General features: G+C 68.8%; 18 protein-coding genes. 3 read left to right on the forward strand and 15 right to left on the reverse strand.

Features of this window, described 5'->3' with window-relative positions; translation table 11 throughout:
* Position 1: 1 nt before the first annotated feature.
* The 13 genes from rplN to M5362_RS21975 form a co-directional block, all read right to left on the reverse strand.
* On the reverse strand, positions 2-370 hold the full coding sequence (gene rplN, locus M5362_RS21915) for a 50S ribosomal protein L14 (protein ID WP_003956455.1): 369 nt from the start codon (positions 368-370) through the stop codon (positions 2-4).
* Between the two features lie 106 nt (positions 371-476).
* The gene (gene rpsQ, locus M5362_RS21920; protein WP_260229394.1) at positions 477-758 is read right to left on the reverse strand and encodes a 30S ribosomal protein S17; all 282 of its coding nucleotides are present in this window, start codon (positions 756-758) and stop codon (positions 477-479) included.
* Entirely contained in the window at positions 758-982 is a 225-nt protein-coding gene (gene rpmC, locus M5362_RS21925) for a 50S ribosomal protein L29 (protein WP_028797851.1), read from the reverse strand. Before rpmC ends, rpsQ begins: the two co-directional genes overlap by 1 nt.
* Positions 982-1,401 carry a 50S ribosomal protein L16 gene (gene rplP, locus M5362_RS21930; protein ID WP_015035580.1) on the reverse strand — a complete coding sequence of 140 codons (420 nt, stop codon included), beginning with the start codon at positions 1,399-1,401 and terminating at the stop codon, positions 982-984. The genes rpmC and rplP overlap by 1 nt, the downstream gene beginning before the upstream one ends.
* 5 nt (positions 1,402-1,406) lie before the next feature.
* The gene (rpsC, locus tag M5362_RS21935) at positions 1,407-2,243 is read right to left on the reverse strand and encodes a 30S ribosomal protein S3 (protein WP_260229395.1); all 837 of its coding nucleotides are present in this window, start codon (positions 2,241-2,243) and stop codon (positions 1,407-1,409) included.
* Positions 2,243-2,590: a 50S ribosomal protein L22 gene (gene rplV, locus M5362_RS21940; protein ID WP_041662774.1), complete on the reverse strand. Its 348-nt coding sequence runs from the start codon at positions 2,588-2,590 to the stop codon at positions 2,243-2,245. Before rplV ends, rpsC begins: the two co-directional genes overlap by 1 nt.
* A 42-nt stretch (positions 2,591-2,632) precedes the next feature.
* Complete coding sequence (gene rpsS / locus M5362_RS21945) at positions 2,633-2,914, reverse strand: 30S ribosomal protein S19 (RefSeq protein WP_015035577.1); 282 nt, start codon at positions 2,912-2,914, stop codon at positions 2,633-2,635.
* A gap of 12 nt (positions 2,915-2,926) precedes the next feature.
* Entirely contained in the window at positions 2,927-3,763 is an 837-nt protein-coding gene (gene rplB / locus M5362_RS21950; RefSeq protein WP_030318653.1) for a 50S ribosomal protein L2, read from the reverse strand.
* A 40-nt stretch (positions 3,764-3,803) separates the two neighbouring features.
* A complete protein-coding gene (gene rplW / locus M5362_RS21955) occupies positions 3,804-4,127 on the reverse strand; it encodes a 50S ribosomal protein L23 (protein WP_260229396.1) in 324 nt (107 codons plus the stop codon).
* Positions 4,127-4,777, reverse strand: a complete 651-nt coding sequence (gene rplD / locus M5362_RS21960; RefSeq protein ID WP_260229397.1) for a 50S ribosomal protein L4 — start codon at positions 4,775-4,777, stop codon at positions 4,127-4,129. Before rplD ends, rplW begins: the two co-directional genes overlap by 1 nt.
* Before the next feature lie 4 nt (positions 4,778-4,781).
* The gene (gene rplC / locus M5362_RS21965) at positions 4,782-5,426 is read right to left on the reverse strand and encodes a 50S ribosomal protein L3 (RefSeq protein WP_260229398.1); all 645 of its coding nucleotides are present in this window, start codon (positions 5,424-5,426) and stop codon (positions 4,782-4,784) included.
* A 13-nt stretch (positions 5,427-5,439) separates the two neighbouring features.
* Complete coding sequence (gene rpsJ, locus M5362_RS21970) at positions 5,440-5,748, reverse strand: 30S ribosomal protein S10 (RefSeq protein ID WP_003948644.1); 309 nt, start codon at positions 5,746-5,748, stop codon at positions 5,440-5,442.
* A 525-nt stretch (positions 5,749-6,273) separates the two neighbouring features.
* The gene (locus tag M5362_RS21975; RefSeq protein WP_260229399.1) at positions 6,274-7,455 is read right to left on the reverse strand and encodes a hypothetical protein; all 1,182 of its coding nucleotides are present in this window, start codon (positions 7,453-7,455) and stop codon (positions 6,274-6,276) included.
* 171 nt (positions 7,456-7,626) lie between these two features.
* Here M5362_RS21975 and M5362_RS21980 point away from each other — a divergent pair, with 171 nt between their 5' ends.
* Both M5362_RS21980 and M5362_RS21985 read left to right on the forward strand, forming a co-directional pair.
* Positions 7,627-8,442, forward strand: coding sequence for an RNA repair domain-containing protein (locus M5362_RS21980; protein WP_374214505.1), 816 nt, complete (start codon positions 7,627-7,629; stop codon positions 8,440-8,442).
* Between the two features lie 263 nt (positions 8,443-8,705).
* Positions 8,706-10,673: a PIG-L family deacetylase gene (locus tag M5362_RS21985; protein WP_260229557.1), complete on the forward strand. Its 1,968-nt coding sequence runs from the start codon at positions 8,706-8,708 to the stop codon at positions 10,671-10,673.
* A gap of 93 nt (positions 10,674-10,766) precedes the next feature.
* On the opposite strand, the gene nshR is transcribed toward M5362_RS21985, so the two are convergent.
* Both nshR and M5362_RS21995 read right to left on the reverse strand, forming a co-directional pair.
* On the reverse strand, positions 10,767-11,582 hold the full coding sequence (gene nshR, locus M5362_RS21990) for an NshR/TsnR family 23S rRNA methyltransferase (protein WP_260229400.1): 816 nt from the start codon (positions 11,580-11,582) through the stop codon (positions 10,767-10,769).
* A gap of 29 nt (positions 11,583-11,611) precedes the next feature.
* Positions 11,612-11,956 (reverse strand): hypothetical protein, encoded by a 345-nt coding sequence (locus tag M5362_RS21995; RefSeq protein ID WP_260229401.1) that lies wholly within the window; start codon positions 11,954-11,956, stop codon positions 11,612-11,614.
* Between the two features lie 175 nt (positions 11,957-12,131).
* Here M5362_RS21995 and M5362_RS22000 point away from each other — a divergent pair, with 175 nt between their 5' ends.
* On the forward strand, positions 12,132-13,334 hold the full coding sequence (locus M5362_RS22000; protein WP_260229402.1) for a cytochrome P450: 1,203 nt from the start codon (positions 12,132-12,134) through the stop codon (positions 13,332-13,334).
* Positions 13,335-13,385 lie beyond the last annotated feature (51 nt).

The following is a 13,385-nucleotide window of genomic DNA, read 5'->3' on the forward strand; positions in this document are numbered from 1 at the left end:
CTTACAGCACCTCCGGCGCGAGCGAGATGATCTTCATGAACTTCTTCTCGCGCAGCTCACGGCCCACCGGGCCGAAGATACGGGTGCCACGAGGGTCGCCGTCGTTCTTGAGAATGACAGCGGCGTTCTCGTCGAAGCGGATGTACGAGCCGTCCTGGCGGCGGCGCTCCTTGACGGTGCGAACGATGACCGCCTTGACGACGTCACCCTTCTTCACGTTGCCACCGGGGATCGCGTCCTTGACGGTGGCGACGATGACGTCACCGATGCCCGCGTAGCGGCGACCGGAACCACCGAGAACACGGATGCAAAGGATCTCCTTGGCACCAGTGTTGTCGGCGACACGCAGTCGCGACTCCTGCTGGATCACGTCTATCTCCTGATTGTCTGCCGGTTCCCGGTGGGGGTCCGTCCCTTACGGAGCGGAACCCCCACCGAGCCTGGCGGAACTGACCTGAGGGAAACCCCTCAGGTGATTACTTGGCCTTCTCGAGGATCTCGATGACGCGCCAGTGCTTCGTCGACGACAGCTTCCGGGTCTCCATCAGGAGGACGCGGTCGCCGACGCCGGCAGCGTTCTGCTCGTCGTGAGCCTTGAGCTTGTTCGTACGGCGGATGACCTTGCCGTACAGCGCGTGCTTGACGCGGTCCTCAACGGCGACGACGACGGTCTTGTCCATCTTGTCGCTGACGACCAGGCCCTCACGGACCTTGCGGGCGTTGCGCTCGGTCTTCTCAGTCACGTTGCTCTCGCTCATCAGGCGCTCTCCACCGTCTCGATGCCCAGCTCGCGCTCACGCATCAGGGTGTAGATCCGGGCGATGTCCTTACGGACGGACTTGAGCCGACCGTGGTTCTCGAGCTGGCCCGTCGCCGCCTGGAAGCGGAGGTTGAACAGCTCTTCCTTGGCCTCGCGGAGCTTGGCGACAAGCTCCTCGTTGCCCAGCTCGCGCAGCTCGGACGCCTTGGTACCGGCGGTCATCACAGCTCACCTGCTTCGCGCTTAACGATCTTGCACTTCATCGGCAGCTTGTGGGCCGCACGGGTCAGGGCCTCGCGCGCGATCTTCTCGTTCGGGTAGGACAGCTCGAACATCACCCGACCGGGCTTGACGTTCGCGATCCACCACTCCGGCGAACCCTTACCGGAACCCATGCGGGTCTCGGCAGGCTTCTTGGTCAGCGGGCGGTCCGGGTAGATGTTGATCCAGACCTTGCCGCCACGCTTGATGTGGCGGGTCATCGCGATACGAGCCGCCTCGATCTGGCGGTTGGTCACGTACGCCGGAGTGAGGGCCTGAATGCCGTACTCGCCGAACGCAACCTGCGTACCACCCTTGGACATACCGCTGCGCTTCGGGTGGTGCTGCTTGCGGTGCTTGACCCTACGGGGGATCAGCATTTCGGTCAGGCCTCCGTTCCGGTGCTCTCAGCAGCCGGAGCGGCGGCGGGAGCGTCGGCCTTGGGGGCCTCGGCAGCCTGAGCCTGCTGCGGCTTGCGACCGCGACCGCCACGCTCGCCACCGCGACCACCGCGGCCACCGGCCGGACGGTCACCGGCGCCACGGGCCGGGCGGTTACCCGCACGGGCCGCTGCGTTCTCGGCGCGGACCTCGGCGATGTTCTTGACATCGCCCTTGTAGATCCAGACCTTCACGCCGATGCGGCCGAAGGTCGTCTTGGCCTCGAAGAAGCCGTAGTCGACGTTCGCGCGGAGGGTGTGCAGGGGCACACGGCCCTCGCGGTAGAACTCCGAGCGGGACATCTCGGCGCCGCCGAGGCGACCGCCGCACTGGATCTTGATGCCCTTGGCGCCGGCCTTCATCGTGCCCTGCATGCTCTTACGCATGGCGCGACGGAAGGAGACGCGGGAGGAGAGCTGCTCGGCAACGGCCTGGGCGACCAGCTGAGCGTCCATCTCGGGGTTCTTGACCTCGAGGATGTTCAGCTGGACCTGCTTGCCCGTGAGCTTCTCGAGGTCGCCGCGGATGCGGTCGGCCTCGGCGCCACGGCGGCCGATGACGATGCCGGGACGCGCGGTGTGGATGTCCACCCGCACGCGGTCACGGGTGCGCTCGATCTCAACCTTCGAGATGCCGGCGCGCTCCATGCCGGACGTCATCATCCGACGGATGGCGACGTCTTCCTTGACGTAGTCCTTGTACAGCTTGTCGGCGTACCAACGGGACTTGAAGTCCGTGGTGATGCCGAGCCGGAACCCATGCGGGTTAACCTTCTGGCCCATTACCGGGTTCCTTCCTTGCTGCTGACGACCACGGTGATGTGGCTGGTCCGCTTACGGATCCGGTAGGCACGGCCCTGAGCACGCGGACGGAACCGCTTCAGGGTCGGGCCCTCATCCACGAACGCCTCGCTGATGTACAGCGAAGAGGCGTCACTGTGGTCGTAGTTGTGCGCGGCGTTGGCAATGGCGCTGTCCAGCACCTTGCCGACCGGCACGCTCGCGGCCTGCGGGGCGAAACGCAGGACCGCCTGAGCCTCCGTGGCATCCATGCCACGGATAAGGTCCACCACTCGGCGGGCCTTCATGGGCGTGACGCGGATGTACCGCGCCTGGGCCCTGGCTTCCATGGTTGTCCTTCCAGTGTCTGTCATGGTCATTCCACCCCGCTACTAGCGGCGCTTCGACTTCCGGTCGTCCTTCACGTGACCCCGGAAGGTGCGCGTCGGCGAGAACTCGCCGAGCTTGTGGCCGACCATCGACTCGGTGACAAACACCGGAATGTGGGTCTTGCCGTTGTGCACCGCGATCGTGTGGCCGAGCATGGCCGGGATGATCATCGAGCGACGGGACCAGGTCTTGATGACGTTCTTGGTACCGGCTTCGTTCTGGGCGTCCACCTTCTTTACGAGGTGGCCGTCAACGAAGGGTCCCTTCTTGAGACTGCGCGGCATCTAAACCCGCTCCTAGCGCTTCTTGTTCGTCTTGCGGCGGCGGACGATGTACTTGCTCGAAGCCTTCTTCGGCGAGCGAGTACGACCCTCCTTCTGACCCCACGGGGAGACCGGGTGGCGACCACCGGAGGTCTTACCCTCACCACCACCGTGCGGGTGGTCCACCGGGTTCATCGCCACACCGCGAACGGTCGGGCGAACGCCCAGCCAGCGCTTGCGGCCGGCCTTGCCCCAGTTGATGTTCGACTGCTCGGCGTTGCCGACCTCGCCGATGGTGGCGCGGCAGCGGGCGTCGACCAGACGGATCTCACCGGACGGCATACGAAGGTGGGCCATCGTGCCCTCCTTCGCCAGCAGCTGCACGGAGGCACCCGCGGAACGGGCGAACTTGGCGCCACCACCGGGACGGAGCTCGATCGCGTGGATCGTGGTACCGACCGGGATGTTGCGGAGCGCCAGGTTGTTGCCGGGCTTGATGTCCGCGCCGGGGCCGTTCTCGACGCGGTCACCCTGCGTCAGACCCTTGGGGGCGATGATGTAGCGCTTCTCGCCGTCCACGTAGTGGAGCAGCGCGATGCGCGCGGTGCGGTTGGGGTCGTACTCGATGTGAGCGACCTTGGCCGGCACGCCGTCCTTGTCGTGACGACGGAAGTCGATCACGCGGTAGGCGCGCTTGTGGCCGCCACCCTGGTGTCGAACCGTGATCCGACCGGTGTTGTTACGGCCGCCCTTGCTGTGCAGGGGGCGGACCAGCGACTTCTCCGGCGTGGACCGCGTGATCTCGACGAAGTCGGCTACGGAGGAGCCACGGCGGCCCGGCGTAGTCGGCTTGTACTTGCGGATTCCCATTTCTCAGTCCTCGTCCGATTCCGGACGATCCAGACCGCCGTTAGGCGGTCGGACCGCCGAAGATGTCGATACGGTTGCCCTCGGCAAGGGTCACGATGGCGCGCTTGGTGTCCTTGCGCTTGCCGAAACCGGCCTTGGTGCGCTTGCGCTTACCCTGGCGGTTGATCGTGTTGACCCCGGTGACCTTGACCGAGAAGACCGCCTCGACGGCCTGCTTGATCTGGGTCTTGTTGGCGCCGGGCGCAACGATGAACGTGTACTTGTTCTCGTCGAGCAGCGCGTAGCTCTTCTCGGAAACAACCGGCTTGACGAGAATGTCGCGCGGGTCCGTGAAGGTCTTGCTGGTGATCGTGGCCTCGGACATCAGGCCTCGCTCCCTTCGTTGTCAGCGGCCTTGGGGCCAGACACGAAGGACTCGAGGGCGGCCTGGGTGAAGACCACGTCGTCGGATCGCATCACGTCGTACGTGTTCAGCTGGCCCGGCTCCAGGATGTGCACCTGGGGCAGGTTGCGGGCGGACAGCCACGCGGCCTCGTCGGAGCGCTCGACGACCAGGAGCAGGTTCTTGCGCTCCGAGATCTTGCCGAACAGCGTCTTGGCGGCCTTGGTGGAGATGTCACCCTCGACCACGCCGGAGACGACGTGGATGCGGGAGTGGTTCGCCCGGTCGGAGAGGGCACCGCGGAGGGCGGCGGCCTTCATCTTCTTGGGGGTCCGCTGCGAGTAGTCACGCGGCACGGGACCGTGCACGACGCCACCACCGGCGAACTGCGGGGCGCGGGTCGAACCCTGACGGGCGCGGCCGGTGCCCTTCTGGCGGTACGGCTTCTTGCCACCACCACGGACCTCGCCACGCGTCTTGACCTTGTGCGTGCCCTGACGGGCGGCGGCCAGCTGCGCGACGACGACCTGGTGGATCAGCGGGATGCTGATCTTGGCCTCGAAGATCTCGGCCGGGAGCTCGACGGTCCCGGTCTTGTCGCCGGAGGGCGACAGAATGTCAATGGTGCTCATATCCTCAGGCCCCCTTGGCCGCGGTGCGGACCAGGACGAGGCCGCCGTTCGGACCAGGAACCGCGCCCTTGATCAGGAGCAGGCCCTTCTCCGCGTCAACGGCGTGAACGGTCAGGTTCTGGGTGGTCACGCGCTCGTTGCCCATACGGCCGGCCATGCGCATGCCCTTGAAGACACGGCCCGGGGTGGCGCAGCCACCGATCGAACCGGGCTTACGGTGCACGCGGTGGGCACCGTGGGAGGCCTTGCCACCACGGAAGTTGTGGCGCTTCATGACACCGGCGAAGCCCTTGCCCTTGCTCTTACCGGTGACGTCGACCTTCACACCGGCCTCGAAGAGCTCGGCGGTGATCTCCTGGCCGAGCGTGTACTCGGAGGCGTCAGCGGTGCGGAGCTCCACAAGGTGACGGCGCGGGGTGACGTCGGCCTTGGCGAAGTGACCCTTGAGGGGCTTGTTCACCTTGCGCGGGTCGATCTCGCCGAAGGCGATCTGGACCGACTCGTAGCCGTCGATGTCGTTCGTACGCACCTGGGTCACGACATTGGGGCCGGCCTTGACGACGGTCACCGGGACAACCCGGTTGTTCTCGTCCCAGACCTGCGTCATGCCGAGCTTCTCGCCCAGGATGCCCTTGATGTTCTTAGCCATCTCGCGCGTCACCTCAGAGCTTGATCTCGATGTCGACGCCCGCCGGCAGGTCGAGGCGCATGAGCGAGTCAACCGTCTTCGGCGTGGGGTCGAGGATGTCGATGAGGCGCTTGTGCGTCCGCATCTCGAAGTGCTCGCGCGAGTCCTTGTACTTGTGCGGCGACTTGATGACGCAGTACACGTTCTTCTCAGTGGGCAGCGGCACCGGGCCCGCGACCGACGCACCAGTGCGCGTCACCGTCTCGACGATCTTCTTCGCCGAGGAGTCGATGACCTCGTGGTCGTAGGCCTTGAGCCGGATGCGGATCTTCTGTCCCGCCATGGCTACTCAGTAGTCCTGTCTCTCGTAACGCTCTGGACTCGGGGGCCCTCATGACTCTGCCTCCGACCCACGCGGTCGGGCGTGTCGCACTCCCTCTACGCAGAAATCCATAGGGATTTCCCAACCAAGGGGGTGCGGTCGCTGGCCGCGAGTCCGGGGGCAGGCTGCAATATCTGCGAGAGGCCACCGAGTGCCTGGTCGGCACCCCGCTGACGCTTCCCGGAAGATTCCCGTACGTCCGCTCCTGAGAAGGAGCGACGAGTACTGTGGGACTCGCTTCCGGTCCCCCCGACGGGAGGCGCGCAGCATCGGCACTCAACCGAGCAACCCCGACAGTCTGCCATACGCAGCGGCGGGCTGGCCAATCGAGCCGGAGAGAATACCCCGGACGTGACGCAAGTCAAACGTCGACCCTCCGGGCCGCGGGCGCCGGTCTGCCGCCGTCTCCGCCGATGCGCGGGTCCGCCGGCCCCGTCGACGGCGGTACGCCACGCGCTTGTCGCCTTCTCCCCCTGTTCGGGCCCCTCAGGTGCGGGTGACCACCCCGTGGCAGTCCTCCCCCGCTTCCGCGAGGTCCTTGCTCCGGTCGTACGGGTCGACCTCCGGCCCGGTGCGGGGTGGCTTGGCGGCCAGGTCCTCGCTGAACTCGGGATGCAGGAACCCGGTCCCGTCCCTCGTGCAGTCGTCGTTGCCGGCGGACTCCTCCATCCGGAGGACGTTGAGCCTGCCGGGGGTCGCCAGGATCCTTGACGGGTCGTACAGGGCGAAGGTCATCTGGCGGCGGACGACGGTTCGCGCCACCTCGTCGAAGCCGGGGCGGGTCTTCACCAGCGGGTAGACGAAGGTGTAGTCCGCGTGGATCAGGACCTCGCCCGGGCGCTCCCCCGCGACGAACGTCGTCCGCCCGCGGGTCTTGACCACGTCGCCGACGAGCCGCACCTCGGCCGGGTCGAAGCGGCTGAACAGCCACAGCGGGTTGTGCTTCTCGTCCGGTCGGCTGAGCGCGCGGTCGACGATCCCGTGGACGTCCTTCTGCCGGGGGTCGAGCAGCTCGATCGCCTCGGTCGGCCGCTGCCCGCGCAGCGTTGCCGGATCCAGGTTCGCGGTGACCAGGAACCTCCTGGCCATGTCGAGCCCCTGCGCCACCCGCTCCTGCGACAGCCCGCCGACCGCCTTCGCCCGGGGCAGCTCGATCCCGGCGGCCCCATCGGCCCAGCGGAGGGCCGGGGAGCCCTTGAAGGGCTCCTTGAGCGTCGGGCGGTCAGGGAACGCCTCCTCGGGCGGCGCCTGGGTGGGGCGCGCGGTCTCGGCCGCGAGCGGGGTGCGGTCCCCCGGGCCGCCGAGGCCCTCGGGCAACCGGTCGGTGATCAGGTCCGGGCGCAGCGCGAGCAGCAGGAGGCCGGCGGCCAGGGTGATCCCGACGACGCCCTTGACCTGGCGCCGGGCCCTGCCCCGGCGGTTCGTCTCCTGCCGGGCGGGCCAGGTCCGCCACCCCTCCGGCTCGCGCCGCTCCGGCCGGTCCTGCCGCTCCTGCCGCTCCTGCCGCCGGAACCGGTCCTGCCGCTCGTGTCGCTCCTGCCGGTCCGGCCGCCGGAGCCGCCGGCGGCGAGGCTCCGGGACAGCGTCGGAACCGACCCCGTCCTTCCGCGCCGCCTCGACGAACGCGGCCCATTCCTCGTCGGAGACCGACGGGCCCTTGTCGCTCATGTTCCCCACCCCCGTGTCGCGCGCTGGGGTCCCGAGGGTGTCACGGTGCGCGCGGGCGGGTTCGGGCAGGCCGGGTCTGTTGATCTTTCCGTGATGCTGGGCGTCGCCGCGGGGCGGGGGTGCTCTCTCCGGGAGGCGTTGAGACGCCGCGCCCCTGGGTAGCCGCGGGGCATGCACACCAGTGAGGAGATCTATCACCGGGTGCTGTGGGACCCCCGCTTCGACCCCGAGCGGTTCGTGATGGGGATCGCCGAGCGGGGGGCCGGCCCGGCGCGGGTCGGCCTGCCCGACTTCGTACCGGGCGGTGAGATCCCCTGGCACCGCGTGATCTTCTTCGAGGCCGACGGGGAGCTGGTCTGGGACCGGGCGACAGGCGTGGACCGGCTCGGCGAGACGGTGGCGGCTGACGAGGCCGTACCGCCCGAGGAGGTCCTCGCCGTGCCCGCGACCAGCCGGACCGCCGTGGCCTGGATCCCGCCCCGTCGGCTCTGGCCCCCGATCCAGCACATCCGGCGCGTGCACGACCGGCAGATCCACCGCTGGCCCCCGCACGTCAACGTCCTCTTCGGCTTCGTACCGGAGTCCGACTTCGAGCGCGCCGCCCCGCTCGTCGCCTCGGCGGCCCGGGGGGTGCGCCCCTTCCGCGCGCAGCTGGAGGGCGTCCACTGGTTCGGCCACCGTGAGGACGCGACGGTCTGGCTCGACCCCTGCGCGGGCGGTGACCGGCCGTGGCTCCGCCTGCGGGAGGCTCTGGAGGCCCGGTTCCCCCTGTGCGGCGGGCAGGCCAGGGGCTTCACGCCGCACCTGTCCCTCGGCCGCAGCCACGACCCCCACACCCTCGCCACGACCTCCGAGGCCCTGCTCGGCTCCATGACGGCCCGGGTCGCCGAGCTGGTCCTGCTCTCCCGCCGCGCCGACGAGCCGATGGGGGTACGAGCGACGGTCACGCTCGGGTCGGGCGAGGTGCGGTGGACCGCCGGTCCCTGACCGGTAGGGGTCCCTGCCCTTCGACACAGACAGGCCGGACCGGGCCGATCATCTGATCATTCCGCGCCGCCGCACAACCCCAGCTCCCTCTATCCCGTCTAGTCGGACGCGGATCCCGGCCTCGACCTGGCCGTCCGCCGTTTCAGGGGACTTTCGGTGACCGGTGGGGACCGGTACGGGGCGCGGGGGAAGCAGCAGTGGACGACATATCCAAGCCCGGGACGGGCCTTACCGGTCTGACGGGCCTGACGGGCCTGACGGGTCTGCCCCGGCGGCGTGGAGTTCTCGCGACGGCCGCCGCCCTCGGCGCCACGGCGCTCGCCGGGTGTTCCGTGCCCGCGCCCCGACGGGTCGGGCCCGCCGCCGACCCCGCGCCCGGGGTGCCGATCGTCCACACGCGGCGCGCTCAGCTCATGCAGTTCGCCGCCCACCCGGACGACGACCTGTACTTCATGAACCCGGACACCCAGCGCATGCTCGACGCCGGCGTACCCCTGGTCTCCGTCTACGTCACCGCCGGCGAGCACAACGGCGTGAACCGGATCAAGGGCATGGCCGAGACGCCGCCGGACCGGTCCGCCTACTCCTCCGCGCGCCACCAGGGCCTGCGGCAGGCCTACGCGACGCTCCTCGGGCTCGACAGGTTCACGCCGTGGCAGAAGGGCGTCGCCACCCTCCGCGGCGGCCGGCGCGCCGAGATCAACACGCTCGTGAACGGCGGCCGCCGGGTCGAGCTGATCTTCCTCAACCTGCCCATGCACACCCCCCGGCGCTACATGGCCCTGCCCGCCCTGTGGAACGACCGCGCGCTGGAACTCCGTACGCACCTGTCCACCGGCTCGCCCGTCGACCGGTCCGACACCTACGACCACGACCAGCTGACGGACGTCCTCGTCGGTCTCCTCGACCGCTACCGGCCGACCGTCGTACAGACCCTGGACCCCGACCCGGACCTCCAGTCCAGCAGCGAGTCCCAGCGTCGGCGCGACAGCGAACAGCCGGGCTACTCCGACCACGGCGACCACACCGCCGTCGCCTGTTTCTCCTGGGCCGCGCTCATCCGCTGGGTCGCCGAGGCCCAGAAGGGGCCGGGCGAGATACCCGCGTTCGTGGCGACCGCCTTCCGGGGGTACTACAACCGGCACTGGCCCAAGAACCTCCCCCCACAGGTCCTCAAGGAGAAGGCCGGCCACCTCGTCCCGTACGGCGGCGATCCGGACTGGGAGTGCGGCAACCCCTCCGGCTGCGGCGACTACGGCGTCGGCGGCGACCGTCCCCTCACCAACCACAAGGGCTGGGTGCGTGCCACCCACCACCGCTGGCCCGGCACCGGACCCGCCGTCGTCGCCCGCCCGGACGGCCGGCTCGACGCCTACGGGGTGCTCGGGCTGCGCGCTGTCCGCTGGCGGGAGACCGGGCGGGGCTCCGGCCTGTGGGACGACCCGACCGACCTGGGCGGCGGGCCGCTCGCGCCCGCGCTCGGCTCGGCCACCCTGCCCGACGGGCGGGTGCTGCTGTTCGGCGTGCGGTTCGCCGCGTTCGCCGGCCACGGCGGGCCCAACAAGCGGGAGGTCGTCCTGCTGGAGCAGCGCTCCCCCGACGGCCCGTTCCTCGCCTGGCAGGGTCTCGGCACCCCGGAGCGGAAGGACGACCGGGGCCGCCGGATCGGGGCGCCGGTGGCGGTGACCTCCCCCGACGGCCGGGTCCATCTCTTCGTACGGAACGCGGACAAGGGCGTGTCGACGCGCGTACGGTCCGCCGACGGCGCCTGGTCCCCGTGGCGCGCGCTGCCGGGCACCGCCGAGGTGCAGGACGGGCTGGCGGTGTCGCTGGACGGGGAGGGCCGTACGCATCTGTACGCGGCGGGGCGGGAGTCCGTGCAGCACTGGGTGGACGGGGTCCTTCGGACGGAGACCCTGCCGCTCTCCGGGTCGACGGTGGCGAGCGCCGACGGCGAGCTGTACCACCAGCCCCCGGCGGCCGCGCGGTTGCTCGGCCCGGCGGCCGACGCCGGTCTCGACGGCTACGGGGAGGTGGTGGCGGCGCGGTCGGCGGCGCTCGGCACGGTGCTCCTCGGCACGGATCTGGCCGGCCGGGTCGCGGTACGGGCCGGGGGACGACTCCGTACCGGCAGGCGGCAGGCCGTGTCGACGGCGCTCCATCTGGGCTCGGACCGGGTGACCGTGGTGGGACTGGGGCTGGACGCGCAGCCGTGGACCTGGCGGCCGTAGAGAGGCCGGGGCGGCCTGAATGCGAGAAGCCCCGCACCGTGGGGTGCGGGGCTTCCTCCGAAAGCCGTCTCCGGCCCTCGTCACGGTCGGGGGCTACGCCTGGGGCAGCGTGGCGAGGTTGCGGTGCACGCGCCCGTGGAGCGCGATTCCGGCCGACACGGAGACGTTGAGCGACTCGGCGGCAGGGTTCATGGGAATCGACACCGTCTCGGCCGCGGAGCCCGAGAACGCGTCCGACGGACCCGTCTTCTCGCTGCCGAACATGAGGACGACGCGCTCGTCGATGCCGTTGAGGTCACCGATGGTGAGATCCCCGTCGGCCTCGAAGACCATCGTCCGCATACCGCTGTCCTGGAAGTGGCTGAGCGCCTCGGCCCGTGACGCGAGGACGATCGGCAGGGAGAAGACATAGCCCCGGCTCGCCCTGATCAGACGCCGGTCCGCGATCGTGCCGAGATCGCTGTCCACGAGGACGATGCCGGAAGCCCCGAGCGCGAACGCGGTCCGCACGATGGCCCCGATGTTGCCGACGATCTTCACGCCGTCGAGGACGACGATGTCACCGGACTTCTCGGCCAGGTCCTCAAGACGGCTGGGCCGCGGGACCTTCGCGATACCGAAGGCCTTGGGCTTCTTCTCGGTCTTGAAAACCTGGTTGGCGATCGCCGACGCGAGCAGCCGGACCGGAATTCCGCGCTTCTCACAAGCGGCGAGCAGATCGTCCGGCAAGGGCGTCGTCTCAATGCCGTAGACCTCGATGAACTCCACTCCGGCGCGAACGCTCTGGAGAAGAGGCTCGATGTCCTCGATCAGCACGGTCCGTACGACGGACCTCGAATGCTTCGTGACATCGATGATTCGCTGTACCGCAGGGTCGGAACGTTCGACAATAACATCAGGGCTGGCCACGCTGGAGACGCTAGCACAAGCGCTGTCGGTTACGGCGCGCCGCCCTCCAGCGCGACGCCCAGGCCGGCCAGCGTCTCGTGCACGCTCTTGCCCTCGGCGATCGCCTCAAGAGCGAAGCCCCCTACCGAGGTCGGGGGATAGCCGATGAGTTCGACCACGCGGCTGACGCCGTAGATACCCGGCATCTGGTCGGCCCGGTCCCACAGATAGACGGCGCCCCACAACTGGCGGTCCACGTCGGAGAACCACGCCTTGAGCCGCATCCCTTCCAATGTCGAGTAGGCATCCACTGCGTAGTCCCGCAAATAGTCGCGAAGACTCTCCACGGTGGCTTCCGACTTCTTCAGGTCCCACATGACGATGGATATGTACATACCCGAAACCCCCTGAGCAGACGCGTAGTTGACTCGGCTCGGCAAGCGTACTCGCCGCTCCGGGCGATAGTCGCAGTGAGTTCGGACTCATTCCGCCGTAACTCCGCGCGTGGAGCGGTCCGTCCGCTTGGATGGAGCCGTAAGTCGATTCCTTGATTCATCAGCGGAGAAGACCGTGACTGACCGTCAAGACACCTCGTTTCCCTACCCGCGAACCTGCCCGTTCCAGCCTCCGCGGGAGTACGCCTCCCTGCGCGCCGAACAGCCGATCAGCAAAGTCACCCTGGCTTCGGGGCGTACCGCCTGGCTGCTCACTCGGCACGAGCACATAAGGCAGTTGCTGGCCAGTCCTGAGGTGAGCTCGAACCTGGCACACCCGGGATATCCGCTCCACTTCGACGTGCCGGCGGAAGTCATGGAGCAGATGCGGCCGGTGTTGCTCGCCATGGACCCCCCTGTGCACACCGCTCAGCGCAAAATGGTGATTCCCGAGTTCACCGTCAAGCGCGTTCTGCAACTGCGTCCCCGTATCGAGGAGATCGTGGACGAACGCATCACGGCCCTGCTCGCCCACGAAGGGCCGGTCGATCTGGTCGAGGCACTCGCTCTTCCCGTTCCGTCCCTGGTGATCTGCGAACTGCTCGGAGTGCCGTACGCCGACCGCGCGTTCTTCCAGGACCGCACCGACAAGCTGGTCTCGGTCGACGCCGATCCCCAGGAGCGGAACAGCGCACACCAGGAACTCCACGAATACTTCGACAAACTGGTCACCGCGCAGGAGGCCGACCCCGGTGACAACCTGCTCGGCAGGCTCGTCCTGAAGAACCGCGAGACCGGCACGTTCAGCCACGGCGAACTGGTCGGGATGGCCAACGTCCTGCTGGTCGGCGGTCACGAGACCACCGCGAACATGATCTCCCTCGGTGTCCTCGCCCTGATGGAGAACCCCGACCAGAAGGCCAAGCTCCAGGCCGATCCCGGTCTGGCCCCGCAGGCCGTCGACGAACTGCTGCGTTACTTCAGCATCGCCGACCAGGTGACCTCCCGCGTGGTGACGGCCGACATCGAGATCGGCGGGGTGCGGATCCGCGCGGGCGAGGGGGTCATCGGGCTCAGCGCCTCGGCCAACCACGACGAGTCGCTGTACTCCGACCCGGACCGGCTGGACTTCGAGCGCGGCGGCAGGCACCACCTGGCCTTCGGCCACGGCATCCACCAGTGCATCGGCCAGAACCTCGCCAAGCTGGAGCTGGAGGTCGTGTTCAACGCCCTCCTCGCCAGGGTCCCCGACCTGAAGCTCGCCGTTCCGGTCGCGGAGCTGCCGTTCAAGGACAGCATGGGGGTGTACGGCCTGCACAGGCTTCCGGTGACCTGCTGAGACGGGGCGCGGCCTCCGGCCGGCGGGGCTCCCGCGAAGGAGCCCCGCCCA

Origin of the sequence: Streptomyces sp. Je 1-79 (assembly GCF_025195125.1) — a bacterium.
In the GTDB taxonomy this organism is placed as follows: Bacteria; Actinomycetota; Actinomycetes; order Streptomycetales; family Streptomycetaceae; genus Streptomyces.

Coding starts and splice junctions, on each gene's coding strand:
- rpsQ (WP_260229394.1), bottom strand. CDS start 758: ATGAGCGAGAGCAACGTGACTGAGAAGACCGAGCGCAACGCCCGCAAG.
- rpmC (WP_028797851.1), bottom strand. CDS start 982: ATGACCGCCGGTACCAAGGCGTCCGAGCTGCGCGAGCTGGGCAACGAG.
- rplP (WP_015035580.1), bottom strand. CDS start 1,401: ATGCTGATCCCCCGTAGGGTCAAGCACCGCAAGCAGCACCACCCGAAG.
- rpsC (WP_260229395.1), bottom strand. CDS start 2,243: ATGGGCCAGAAGGTTAACCCGCATGGGTTCCGGCTCGGCATCACCACG.
- rplV (WP_041662774.1), bottom strand. CDS start 2,590: ATGGAAGCCAGGGCCCAGGCGCGGTACATCCGCGTCACGCCCATGAAG.
- rpsS (WP_015035577.1), bottom strand. CDS start 2,914: ATGCCGCGCAGTCTCAAGAAGGGACCCTTCGTTGACGGCCACCTCGTA.
- rplB (WP_030318653.1), bottom strand. CDS start 3,763: ATGGGAATCCGCAAGTACAAGCCGACTACGCCGGGCCGCCGTGGCTCC.
- rplW (WP_260229396.1), bottom strand. CDS start 4,127: ATGTCCGAGGCCACGATCACCAGCAAGACCTTCACGGACCCGCGCGAC.
- rplD (WP_260229397.1), bottom strand. CDS start 4,777: ATGAGCACCATTGACATTCTGTCGCCCTCCGGCGACAAGACCGGGACC.
- rplC (WP_260229398.1), bottom strand. CDS start 5,426: ATGGCTAAGAACATCAAGGGCATCCTGGGCGAGAAGCTCGGCATGACG.
- rpsJ (WP_003948644.1), bottom strand. CDS start 5,748: ATGGCGGGACAGAAGATCCGCATCCGGCTCAAGGCCTACGACCACGAG.
- M5362_RS21975 (WP_260229399.1), bottom strand. CDS start 7,455: ATGAGCGACAAGGGCCCGTCGGTCTCCGACGAGGAATGGGCCGCGTTC.
- M5362_RS21980 (WP_374214505.1), top strand. CDS start 7,627: ATGCACACCAGTGAGGAGATCTATCACCGGGTGCTGTGGGACCCCCGC.
- M5362_RS21995 (WP_260229401.1), bottom strand. CDS start 11,956: ATGTACATATCCATCGTCATGTGGGACCTGAAGAAGTCGGAAGCCACC.